Origin of the sequence: Puia dinghuensis (assembly GCF_014642875.1) — a bacterium.
In the GTDB taxonomy this organism is placed as follows: domain Bacteria; phylum Bacteroidota; class Bacteroidia; order Chitinophagales; family Chitinophagaceae; genus Puia; species Puia dinghuensis.
In genome coordinates this window covers 987,873-999,496 of the sequence record NZ_BMJC01000003.1, presented here as the reverse complement: position 1 = coordinate 999,496, position 11,624 = coordinate 987,873, and the positions used below count along the sequence as shown (strand labels likewise).

General features: G+C 53.8%; 9 protein-coding genes and 1 riboswitch. Of the genes, 7 read left to right on the top strand and 2 right to left on the bottom strand.

Going from position 1 to position 11,624, the window contains the following annotated elements; translation table 11 throughout:
- Positions 1–40: 40 nt before the first annotated feature.
- A riboswitch (cobalamin riboswitch) is annotated at positions 41–238 on the bottom strand.
- 77 nt (positions 239–315) lie between these two features.
- Positions 316–1,254 (bottom strand): DNRLRE domain-containing protein, encoded by a 939-nt coding sequence (locus IEY39_RS17450; RefSeq protein WP_188933837.1) that lies wholly within the window; start codon positions 1,252–1,254, stop codon positions 316–318.
- Positions 1,255–1,367: 113 nt separating this feature from the next.
- On the opposite strand from IEY39_RS17450, the gene IEY39_RS17445 reads away from it, so the two are divergent.
- Positions 1,368–2,108, top strand: coding sequence for a class I SAM-dependent methyltransferase (locus IEY39_RS17445; protein WP_229688960.1), 741 nt, complete (start codon positions 1,368–1,370; stop codon positions 2,106–2,108).
- 368 nt (positions 2,109–2,476) lie between these two features.
- Positions 2,477–2,911: a hypothetical protein gene (locus IEY39_RS17440; RefSeq protein WP_188933833.1), complete on the top strand. Its 435-nt coding sequence runs from the start codon at positions 2,477–2,479 to the stop codon at positions 2,909–2,911.
- A gap of 44 nt (positions 2,912–2,955) precedes the next feature.
- Here IEY39_RS17440 and IEY39_RS17435 read toward each other — a convergent pair whose 3' ends face one another.
- Complete coding sequence (locus IEY39_RS17435) at positions 2,956–5,061, bottom strand: TonB-dependent receptor (RefSeq protein WP_188933831.1); 2,106 nt, start codon at positions 5,059–5,061, stop codon at positions 2,956–2,958.
- Positions 5,062–5,120: 59 nt separating this feature from the next.
- On the opposite strand from IEY39_RS17435, the gene IEY39_RS17430 reads away from it, so the two are divergent.
- From IEY39_RS17430 to IEY39_RS17410, 5 genes are read left to right on the top strand one after another with little or no spacing between them, the layout of a single operon-like run.
- Positions 5,121–6,464, top strand: coding sequence for an APC family permease (locus IEY39_RS17430; RefSeq protein WP_188933829.1), 1,344 nt, complete (start codon positions 5,121–5,123; stop codon positions 6,462–6,464).
- Positions 6,465–6,473: 9 nt separating this feature from the next.
- A complete protein-coding gene (locus IEY39_RS17425; RefSeq protein ID WP_188933827.1) occupies positions 6,474–7,637 on the top strand; it encodes a trans-sulfuration enzyme family protein in 1,164 nt (387 codons plus the stop codon).
- Positions 7,638–7,690: 53 nt separating this feature from the next.
- Positions 7,691–9,142: a TolC family protein gene (locus tag IEY39_RS17420; protein ID WP_188933825.1), complete on the top strand. Its 1,452-nt coding sequence runs from the start codon at positions 7,691–7,693 to the stop codon at positions 9,140–9,142.
- Between the two features lie 8 nt (positions 9,143–9,150).
- Positions 9,151–10,530, top strand: coding sequence for an efflux RND transporter periplasmic adaptor subunit (locus IEY39_RS17415; protein WP_188933823.1), 1,380 nt, complete (start codon positions 9,151–9,153; stop codon positions 10,528–10,530).
- Between the two features lie 3 nt (positions 10,531–10,533).
- The gene (locus IEY39_RS17410) at positions 10,534–11,577 is read left to right on the top strand and encodes an NAD(P)H-dependent glycerol-3-phosphate dehydrogenase (RefSeq protein WP_188933821.1); all 1,044 of its coding nucleotides are present in this window, start codon (positions 10,534–10,536) and stop codon (positions 11,575–11,577) included.
- Positions 11,578–11,624 lie beyond the last annotated feature (47 nt).

Here is an 11,624-nt window from a genome sequence, read left to right as displayed (position 1 = left end):
TAAAGAGACCCACCCCGCTTTTCACCCGAAAGCAAGGGGTGCTAATGATATGATGCCGGCAGGTCTTCTGGCTCGTGCCTGATCCAGCGTACCTTCCCGTCCCGGCTGCTTCCGGGACAGTGGTCAGGAGTGGGGCTGGATCACCCAATGGCACTTACAGCTACGGGTATAGCACCGGATTTTCACCGGACTTCCCTTTTAGTCCGCCCGCGGCGGAACCGGCATCGGCACAAAGCTACACGCCTCCACAACGCGCACCAAATAAAAAGAGGCCGCCTGTTAAGGCGGCCTCGTGCAAAAAGCAAAATGAATTTATTAATACGTCACAACCAGGTAAGGATGTTTCGCGGGATTCGAATAGTTGCTGGTACAGAATATCCGGGAGTTGTATATTACTTCGGTCTTCAACCGCATCACCAGGCCATAGTTGGCATTGGTGAGCCAGCTGTTGGCGATCTGCGTCACATCAACCTGGATGTCGAGGAAAGGCAGGTTGGTCTGCGGAACATAAGCTTCCCCGGTGGTATCCGTTGACGGGAGGTTGTTCCAGGTGGTAGAATCAAGATTCCAGGTGCTTGTCACCTTTTGAATATAGAAATCGTTGTTCGTACCATAGTTGGCGTGTATAAGATCGCCGTTGCGGGGAACAGAATCGGAGAACAGGTACAGCGTAGCCGACTTGAGGGTGGTGCCTGCAGGAAGGCTGGAAACGTCGAATTTCATAAACGATCTGCCCCATACCTCGATACCATTGATCGTCCAGGTCTCAGCCAGCAGCTCGATATCCCGGTTATTACCCGCAGGAGAAGCGGGGTTGCTGAGGAAGGTGAGTTCGTAGGGCCAGGTCATCCCTGAGAACGAAGTATGCAGCGTATCGGTATGCACGATTTTGGAGATAGGGTTCACGGTGATGGTCACGCTATTGACACCGGTCTCACCCGCGCTGTCCGTCGCTTCCAGCTGGAAGACATAGATACCGGCAACCAGTCCATTGACTTCGGTCGTCGCATTGCCGTTATCGGCGATGGTGGGGGTGTTCGGTCCGGAAACCTCACTCCACAAATAACCAGTGATCCTGGTGGGGGCGTAAGCGCTGCCGCTTAGCTTGACGGAGTCAACGGGCAGCGTTATGGTTTGATTAGCGCCGGCATTTACTTTAGGAGCGGGCGGCGGCGGAACATAAGTCGTTTTTTGACAGCCATAGGAAAGGGCAATAAGAACCACTGGCACGGTCAGGAGTTTAAGATATTTCATAAGTTTGTTTAAAAGTGACCGCAAAGTAATAAAAGAATCCGGGAGCTAATAGCATTCTACGGTTTTTCCATTTATCTTTAGCCCCTTAATATTAAGGTAATTTTATATTTCATATGAGTTTCATTCGAAAAGCCAATTCATTTGTAAAGGATTTATTGTTGGTTTCCCGGATTGGTATTCTTTTCAAGCCCTTTCGTTTCATTTTCAAGTTTCTCTATAATTTCTCCATGCTGTCTTCCTGGGTCAATAAGCAAAGCGGGAAGATCCCCTTTTCGGATTTTTATAAACCCTTCCGCACCTATACCAACCGGGTTAAGCTGCATGAATATGTGATCAGCAGCCAGGGCCTGGATAAAAAACCGATCCATTACCTGGAATTCGGCGTCGCGGGCGGCACATCATTCGTCTGGTGGGTAAAGGCCAACCAGCACCCCGACTCCCGTTTCTATGGTTTTGATACGTTTGAAGGCCTTCCCGAAGACTGGCACTTCTTTAAAAAAGGTGCGTTTAGCTACGATATCCCGTTTATGGACGATTCCCGCGGAACGTTCATCAAGGGCCTCTTCCAGGATACCGTGTATAATTTCCTCGACAACTATCGCCGCAATATCGACAACCCCGATGCGACAAGAGTACTGCACCTGGATGCCGATCTTTATTCTTCCACCTTGTTCGCCCTTACGATGATGGCCCCCTTCCTGCGCAATGGCGATATCCTCCTGTTCGACGAATTCAATATTCCCAATCACGAGTTCGCCGCCTGGAGTGATTTTGTGCGCAGCTATTACATCAAATACGAGGTAGTCGGCTCGGTCAATAACTTCTACCAGACGGCCATCCGCATCATCAAATAACGGCCCCGCCACCCCCCGCCGCCGCGCGCCCGCTGTCGCCGGCCACCCCCACCACGCGCGACCTCCGCGCTGCGCCCGAGCCCCCGCCCCGGTATCCGCCCCCCCCGCGCCGCGCCCGCAGCCGCCGGTCCCCCCTGCCGCTCCCGCCCCGGCATCCACCCCCGCCGCGCCCGCAGCCCCCCGCGCGCCCATCCCACCATCCCAACCTTCCATCCCGCCAGCGGCCCCACCCATCCCATCAAGCCCGCAACGCCACCTCGCGCCCGCCGTCCATATAAAAATCCGCCCGCTCATAGTACTATGTATTGCATGGTAATTTGCAATGTTATATATTTATATAATTATCTAACAATCAAAGCACTATAACCATGACAAAAACACTGATGGCCGCCATCCTCCTATGCGCCGCCTCCCTGTCAACCAAAGCCCAGTGCGACAAAAAAGTCGTTCTTACCGCCTCCAAAACCGAACACCTCAAAGCCGACAGCTCCCTCGACCGGTCGGTGGACGAAAAATCCGTACTGGAATTTGACAAAACGAACTTCACGGTCAATATCACGTCGGATGGGGCCGAAGAGCATAAGATGACCGGAACGGTAAAATCCTACACCTGCGACTGGAAGACTCCCTTTAAAGAAGGAAAGACGGTACTGAAAGTAACCCTCGCCGATGAACATGAATCGCACGACCTTACCATCACCATCGCTGGCAAAGGCGGCAAGATCAGCTTCCTGGCGGAAGCAGATGATATGCCGGATAAAAAGCTCAGACTCGTCGTGGACTCCTTCGAAGAGAAGAAGTAACCGAAGAGAAGAAGTAACGGCCCGACAAAGGACGGGCCGCGATCTTACAACGCGTAGTTTACTGACACGCCCGCAAAATAGTTTCGCCCCGGCGCTACATTATAATACCGGCCCGCAGCCGCATTGAAGTCATTGCCCAGGCTGTATTTCACATCGCCCGCATTGTCGACTGCCGTATAGACATCGAGCTTCAGCTTCCCTAGGATCCGCCTGTAGCCGACGCGGCCGCCCACCAGGGAATAGGAGCCGGCATAGGCCGTGTTCGCGTCATTCAACGCTACCCTGTCGGAGTAGGTATAGGTCATATTCAGGTAGACGCCCGCCTGTAACACGACATCCAATCCCACCACGGCCAGCTGCGGCGGCACACTGGGCAGCCGGTGGCCGGAAAAGTTGGAGGTGTCCTGGATAAAGCTGTTGTAATGGAAGTCGTGCCAGGTGTCGCTGACAAACACCCGAACATGTGTAAAGAAGCGCCGGGGCTCGTCGATAATTTCATAGGCGAGAAGGGTCTCGATCCCGTGCTGATCGGTGTTGCCCGCATTGACGGAATAGCTCACGCCAAAAGAGTCGATCCGCTGGACGATGGCGTTGCGGATATGAAAGAAGAAAGCGTCGACGTCAAAAAAGAGCTTTCCATTGAGAAGGTTGCCGCGAGTGCCGACCTCATAATCGATACCATCCTCTGGTTGCAAAGAGGGTCCTACGACGCCATTACTCTTCTCCAGCTCCGACACAGTTGGCGTGGAAAAGCCGCGGGATGCACTGGCATAAACAGAGATATCCGGTGTTATCCTTTTCAACAACGCGATACGAGGGGCTAGTTTGTTATCAAATCGGAGGCTATGCTTCACGGGTGGCAACACGGAGACGCGGGTGATGTCCACCGCTGTTTTGTTGAAACTGGCTCCCGCCGTCAAGGTCCAGCCACCGCGCATCCGGAGGTCGCCCTGGGCAAAGGTGAACCAGGTGTAGTTGTTCAGCTTATCATCCGTTTGCAGCGCATCCTGCACGCCCAGCTTATTGGTGTAGTCCCTGGTCTCGAAAAAGCCCTTCTGAGCCTCGCCGCCAAAGTTGAATTGCAGGTTGCCGATGCTCAGGTCGGTCTTGTACTGGAAGGCCGTTCTGCCACCGAAATGCGGCTCCTGCCGGTATTCATAGACACGAATGCCCGGGTTGGTAAAATCGGTATAGGCGCCATAGACGGAGCTGGTATTCTGCCAATGGGTATTGAAATGATATTCGTTGCTAAAGCCTGCCGTGAAGTTCTTTTGAAAGATGGCGGCCTTCGCCTGAATCGCTCCGGGTTGAACACCCGCCGGTGGCCGTGCCATCCTTGCTTTCTTCGTATACTCCGCCAGGGTGAGCCCGCCCGGTGTCTGGTAGTAGAGGTCACCGTAGAGGATATAGGCGTGAATCGTCTGTTTGTCGTTGGCCTTCAACAGGGTCTCCCAGGAAGCGATGTCCCTTCGCATCTGCGTCTGCTGGCGATAGCCGTCGCTGGTCTGATGGGTATAGGCGAAGTTGTTGCGGTGTTCGTTGTCACCTGTGCGGAGATCAATGTTGTAGCTGTTGGTCGCCAGGTGTTTGAAATCATAGGCATAGTTGCCGGCCGTATAATCAGCGCTGACGCCCTTCTCCCACACCAGGGGCATACTGCTGATCAGCGCCGCACCGCCGATGCCCGCGCCATAAAGGCTTCCCGCCGTACCCTTGATGATCTCCATCGACTGGATATTGTAGAAGCTCAGCTGATTCAGATAGGTATTGCCGCCAGGATCCGTAAGCGGAATCTCATTCCAATAGATCTTGACATCCCTGACGCCAAACGGTGAACGCAGACTGCTTCCCCGGATGTTGAGCCGGTAGCTGCCGGGCGACCGCTCTTCCATCCGGATACCCGGGGCGGTGTTCAGCGCCGGCAGGATGCTGATATTGCCAAAGCGGTTGAGGGCCGCCTTGCTGATGATGCTCACTGGTGCCCCTACTTCCGTTAGTTTCCGGTTTTGTTCATAGGCTTTTACCACCACCTGGCTGAGGGGGCGGACATCGGACGAATCGATCAAAAAGCCGGATGGGGAACTCTGTTGAGCTGATAAGGAAAGGTCGAAGCAGCAAATGATAAGCAGGAGGCAGTAGGTTTTATTCATTCGGAGGATTTACGGTAGGGCAAAGTTAGTTTATAATCGTTATCTTCCCCTAATCACTTATGAGTAAAAAGCAGTTGAACCTCTTCGATCTCAGCATGATCGTGGTCAGCCTGGTCATCGGCATGGGCATCTTTCGCACCCCTGCGGTAGCAGCTGCAAGGGCCGGCACTCCCACCATCTTCTTCCTCGTCTGGGGCCTGGGCGGTCTCATCGCGCTTTGCGGTGCGCTCACCTATGCCGAGATCGGCTCCCGATACCCCGTCACCGGCGGCTATTATAAGATATTCTCCCTGGGCTATCATCCTTCGCTGGCTTTTTCCATCAACGCCATCGAACTGGTCTCCAATGCGGGCTCCACCGCCGCAGTGGGTGTGATAGGGGCGGAATATATCGGTCAATTCTTTTATACCGGTGAGGTGCCCGGCATCTTTCGGGGTGGCGTGACGGCTGCCGCGGTGGGCGTTTTCTATGTGGTGAACCTCCTGGGCCTCAAGATGAGCAGCCGCGTACAGAATGTCCTCACCATGATCAAGCTGCTGCTGATCGTGCTGCTGCTGGCCTCGGTATTTGGTACCCACCCCCTGCCGGTGGCGGCAAAGATGTCTGCCGCCGATGCCGGCCAGCCGAAGGATTTTCTAAAAATGCTGGGCTTTGCCCTTGTAGCCGTCTCTTTTAGCTATGGTGGATATCAGCAGACCATCAATTTCGGGGGCGAGGTGCAGACTCCCGGCCGAACCATTCCACGAGGCATCAGCATCGGCATCGCCATCATTATCGCGCTTTACCTATCGCTCAACTTCGTTTATGTAAAGGTCATCGGGTTTGAGCACTTGCGGTCAGCCGACTCTATTGCCGCCCAACTCATGCTGCACCTCTTTGGTCCCGTGGGCGACACCATCCTGCGTTGTCTGATGTTCCTTTCCGTCCTCGCCTATGTCAACGTCGCCGTAATGAGCAACCCCCGGGTGATGTTTGCCATGAGCGGAGAAGGTATCCTTCCGGCCGTTTTCAAAAAGACGACGCCGAAACACGGCGTTATCATCTGGAGTCTCACCGCCTTTTCGGCCACGATCGTGCTCACCCTTGTCTTTTCAAGCACCGTGGAGAAGATCATCGATTATACTATCTTCCTGGATAGCATCGCCTTTGTCTTCTCGGCGTCCACCCTTTTTATCCTGCGCCGGCGGCGCATGGGCGAAGATCGCGATATCTACCGGATGAAGGGTTATCCGTTTATACCGGCCTTCTTTATCCTGGCCTATATCAGCGTTACGATCAGCATCGCCATCAACGACCCCAAATCGGCCTTGTATTGTGTCTTTATCTTCCTTTGTTTTTTTGTTTTATATTTCATCCTGAAGTCCTGGAAAGCCCGAGGCCTTCCGGCAGGCGGCCAGACATAAGATATAATTATGGACATCTCGTACATCATAAACGAACTGGGCGAAACCAGGGAGCAGTACTTCAACGCTATTGCGCCGCCCATAATCCAGACCAGTAATTTCAGGGTCCAACGGGTGGACGAGCTCAAGGCCCTCTTCGAGGATGAGCACAGCGGCTATCTCTACAGCCGCGGCCTCAATCCCACCGTGGAGATCCTTCGCCAAAAGCTGGCTGCCCTCGACGGGGCGGAAGAAACCCTTGTCTTCAACAGCGGCGCTTCGGCCATCTTCGCCGGCATCCTGGCCAATGTAAAAGCCGGCGATCATGTCGTGGCAGTGGAAAAACCCTACACCTGGGCCCAGCGCATGTTCGACGTCATCCTTCCCCGCTTTGGCGTGACCACCACCTATATCGACGGCACCAGGATCGAACATTTCGAACGGGCCATTCTCCCCAATACGACCCTCATCTATCTGGAATCCCCCAATTCCTGGGATTATAAGCTTCAGCCACTGAAGCAGGTGGCCGAACTGGCCCGGAGTGAAGGCATCGTGACGATGATCGACAACAGCTATTGTTCGCCCCTCTACCAGCGGCCTATCGGATTCGGTATCGATCTTTCCATGCAGACCGCGACAAAATACATTGGCGGTCATAGCGATACGGTAGGCGGGGTGCTTTCCGGCACAGCCGCCATGATGAAAAAGATCTTCGATAGCGAATTCCTCAACACCGGCAGCGGGATCCAGCCCTTCAATGCCTGGCTCCTCATTCGGGGTCTGCGAACCCTGCCCACCCGGCTCGAACGCATCTCCAGGTCGACCCAAGCCGTAGCCGCCTGGATAAAAGCCCATCCCCTGGTGGAAGGCATCCTTTTTCCATTTGACGAATCCTTTCCCCAGTATGCGCTCGCCCGCCAGCAGATGCAGGGCGCCTGCGGGTTATTGAGCTTCTATGTCCGGGCCAGGGCCCACGATGAGATCGTCACCTTTTGTGAATCCTTAAAGCATATTATGATGGCCGTGAGCTGGGGTGGCCACGAATCGCTGATCCTGCCCAAATGCGCTTCTCTTACGGCAGCGGAATTCGACCCCAATATAAAAGAACACCGGATGCTCCGCCTCTACACCGGCCTGGAAGACCCGGATTATCTCATCCGCGATCTGGAACAAGCTTTCCAGGCAGCGTGGTAAAATTTGCCCAAACCGGACGGCCCGACCGGACGGAAATCCATAAATTTGTCGCCATGAGTATCCAAAAGTTGCTGCTATTATTCTTATCCTTATCGAGCCTCTTCCCGCCTGTCGCCGGCCATGCCCAGGACAAATGGGACCTGCGGCGCTGCGTCGATTACGCGGTCGCCAACAATATTTCCGTAAAACAGGCCGATGTCCAGGCACGTCTATCAAAGCTGACGCTCGAGCAAAGCCAGTGGAATCAGATACCTATACTCAGCCTCGGTACCCAGTTCGGCGTGAAATCGGGTAACACCCAAAACCCCAACACGTATACCCTGAGTACGCAGACCTATACGCTCAACAACTGGCAATTACAATCAAGCGTCACAGCTTTCAATTTTTCCAGCATCCGCAAGGCCATCGAAGCAAGCCGCTATTCCTGGCAGGCGGCCCTGGCTAATTCGGAAAAGACAAAGAACGATATCACCCTCAATGTCGCCAATGCCTACCTGTCGGTATTGCTGGCCATCGGCACATCCCAGGCCGCGGAATTGCAATTGCACCTCTCGCAGAACCAATTAGCACTCACCCGCAAACAGGTGAATGCCGGCGCCCTGCCCGAGCTCAATGCCGCCGAGCTGGAGTCCCAGGTCGCTCAGGACAGCGCCACCTATGTCAGCACCAAGGGCACCATCCAACTGGATATCCTGACATTGAAAGCCTATATGGGCCTGGATGCCGCTACCCCCTTCGACGTCTATACTCCACCGGTAGAGGATATCCCGGTCGAGTCGCTTGCCGACCTGCAGCCCGATGCCGTCTATGCCATGGCCCTGGTACACCAGCCGCTGCAAAAAATGGATTCCCTGAACATTGTCTCCGCCCGGATGAACCGCGATGCCAGCAAGGGCGCGATGTATCCCACCTTTTCCATCGTAGGCTCCCTGGGGGCCAGCTGGATCAGCCCTTTCCCGGAGAACGACCTGTCGAAGCCCCCCTCTATCACCACCGACACCTTATACAACTTCCGGCAGGTGGGATCCAACGGTGTCTTTGTTGAGGATGTCCCAACCTATACGACAAAGAACAAACCTTATTTCTCCCAGCTGCACCAAACCTTCAACCAGTTTATAGGAATAAGCGTCAATATCCCCATCCTCAACAACAGGACATTGCGTACTGCCTACGACAAATCCAAACTCAACCTGCTGAACCTGCAGCTGACGCGCGACCAGGATAACCTCACCCTAAAACAGAATATCTACCAGGCCTATACAGCCGCTATCTCGTCCCTGCAGAAGTTCGAAGCCAACAAGATCACCGTAGCGGCCACCCAAAAAAGTTATGACTACGCGCAAAAAAGATACAATATCGGCATGCTCAATACCGTAGACCTGCTAACCCAACAAAACAATTTTTTCAACGCCCGCATCAACCTCCTGAACAGCCAGTTCGACTACGTCTTCAAAATGAAGGTGCTGGAATTCTACAAGGGGTTGGGTGTAAAACTGTCAAAATAAATAACCTCATGAATAAGCAACTCCTGCGCATCATTATAATTCTTGTCCTCGTCATCGTGCTGCTCGTCGTGCTAAAACAGGCCGGGGCATTTGGAAAGGAAGAGGGAGTAAGGGTATCCTCCGAAAAAGTGATCCGCCGCAACATCACGGAAGTGGTGCCGGCCAGCGGTAAGATATACCCCGAAAAAGAAGTAAAGATCAGCCCCGATGTTTCGGGGGAAGTGGTAGCGCTTGGGGTCACGCAGGAAGGGGACAGTGTACACAAGGGTCAGATGCTGGCCAAGGTATATGCGGATATCCTTACCAACCAGCGGGATCAGGCTGCAGCGCAGGTGAGCCAGCAACAGGCGCTCGTTTCTAATGTGCAAGAGCAGCTGCCGGGATTGCAGGCCTCGATGGAGACGGCCAAAAGAACCCTCGATCGTACAAAGCAGCTGCTCGACGAAAAAGTCGTCTCCCTAGCCGAATTTGAGACGGCTCAGAACAATTACCGTACGGCGCAAGCCAATTATCAGGCCGCGCAGCAAACCGTGAGGGGTAACTCAGCCGGCGCCACCAGCGCCCGGTACAACCTGGATGTCGCCGCCAAGAACCTGAGCCGGTCGACGGTGATCTCGCCTATCGATGGGGTCGTCTCCCTGCTGAGCATAAAGAAAGGGGAGAGGGTCGTGGGCAACTCCATGATGGCCGGCACCGAAATGATGCGCGTGGCCGACATGAGTAAGATCGAGGCCATCGTCGACGTAGGGGAGAACGACATCCCCAAGATTCGGCTGGGGGACTCGGCGCTTATCACTGTAGACGCCTACAACAACCGTAAGTTCAAAGGCATCGTCACGCAGATAGCCAGCAGCGTTACCACATCGAGTGGTACATCCACCACCACTGTGTCGACAAATGATGTCACCAATTATAAGGTTCACATCCGGCTGTTCCCGGATTCCTATAAAGACCTCATCGATCCCAAAAGACCCAAAAGCTTCCCTTTCCGCCCGGGCATGAGCGCCAGCGCGGATATCCAGACGAATACGCATGTCAACGCCCTCTCCGTACCGATAAATGCGGTTGCTGTCCGGGAAAAGAATACAGACAATGCCGTATTGGGTAATTCGGATGAGTCGGGTAGTGATAACAAGAGCGAAACGCGCACCGTTGCCTCCGACGACCTCGACGAGGTGGTCTTTCTCCGCCAGCCCGGCGACACCGTCCGGAAAGTAAAGGTGCGCACCGATATCCAGGACATCAACTATATCGAAGTCACCAACGGGGTGAAGGAAGGAGACGAAGTCATCACCGGGCCTTACAGCGTCGTCAGCAAGAGCCTGAAGGGTGGGACAAGGGTAAAAGTGGTGCCAAAAGAGAAACTGTTCGAAGAAAAGAAAAATTAATTGATGGATATAAGATTCGGGGTGATAGGTAGTGGCAGCTGGGCGACAGCGTTGACCAAGATTCTTACAGACAATCGCCAGCCTGTCGGCTGGTATATAAGGAAAGAAGCCAGCATCCGTCATATCCAGGCCCGGCATCATAATCCGCACTATCTTCCCTCCGTCTATTTTGATACCAACCTGCTGACATTGAGCGATAAGCCGGCCGATATCGTCGATGCTTCCGACTGCCTGGTCATGGCCGTCCCCTCGGCCTACACCGCGGCCACCCTCGAAGGGCTGGACAGAAAAGCCTTGCGGGGAAAGAAGATCCTGTCGGCGATAAAAGGGATACTCCCCGAACAGAACCTGCTGTTGAACGAATATCTTGCCCGTGAATTCGATTTCCCCCTGGCAGATTATTATACGGTGATGGGACCCTGCCATGCAGAAGAAGTGGCGGCGGAAAAGCTCTCCTATCTTACTTTTTCCGGTGAGAATGAAACCTCAACCCAGCAACTGGCGTCTTATTTTACGACGGACTACCTCAATACGATCATCAACCAGGATGTCTATGGAGTGCAGTATGCTGCCATCCTGAAGAATATCTACGCCCTTGGCGCCGGCATTGCGCACGGATTGGAATACGGCGACAATTTTCTCAGCGTGCTCATCGCCAACTGCGCCGATGAAATGGCGGGATTTCTGCGGAAAGTAGGCATTCGGAACATTGCCGTAGGGGTACATGAAGGAGAGGATCCCGTGTCGCACCGGCGGCGGGCCAATTATGCGGCTTCGGTCTACCTGGGCGACCTGCTGGTCACCTGCTATTCCCTCTACAGCCGCAACAGGACGTTCGGGAATATGATCGGCAAGGGTTATTCCGTCAAAACGGCCCAGCTTGAACTGAATATGGTAGCGGAAGGATATAATGCCAGCAAGTGTATCTATTTGATCAACAAGGATATAAAGGCAGAAATGCCCATCGCCGGGATGATCTACCACATCCTGTGGGAAAATGTGAAAGCCGGTAGTGGATTTAAACAAATTGAGTCGTATCTTGTCTAATAAGTAGTAAAACGAACTATATGCCTCTCTCCTTCACAGGTTTTGGA

Coding starts and splice junctions, on each gene's coding strand:
- IEY39_RS17450 (WP_188933837.1), bottom strand. CDS start 1,254: ATGAAATATCTTAAACTCCTGACCGTGCCAGTGGTTCTTATTGCCCTT.
- IEY39_RS17415 (WP_188933823.1), top strand. CDS start 9,151: ATGAATAAGCAACTCCTGCGCATCATTATAATTCTTGTCCTCGTCATC.
- IEY39_RS17440 (WP_188933833.1), top strand. CDS start 2,477: ATGACAAAAACACTGATGGCCGCCATCCTCCTATGCGCCGCCTCCCTG.
- IEY39_RS17435 (WP_188933831.1), bottom strand. CDS start 5,061: ATGAATAAAACCTACTGCCTCCTGCTTATCATTTGCTGCTTCGACCTT.
- IEY39_RS17420 (WP_188933825.1), top strand. CDS start 7,691: ATGAGTATCCAAAAGTTGCTGCTATTATTCTTATCCTTATCGAGCCTC.
- IEY39_RS17425 (WP_188933827.1), top strand. CDS start 6,474: ATGGACATCTCGTACATCATAAACGAACTGGGCGAAACCAGGGAGCAG.
- IEY39_RS17430 (WP_188933829.1), top strand. CDS start 5,121: ATGAGTAAAAAGCAGTTGAACCTCTTCGATCTCAGCATGATCGTGGTC.
- IEY39_RS17410 (WP_188933821.1), top strand. CDS start 10,534: ATGGATATAAGATTCGGGGTGATAGGTAGTGGCAGCTGGGCGACAGCG.
- IEY39_RS17445 (WP_229688960.1), top strand. CDS start 1,368: ATGAGTTTCATTCGAAAAGCCAATTCATTTGTAAAGGATTTATTGTTG.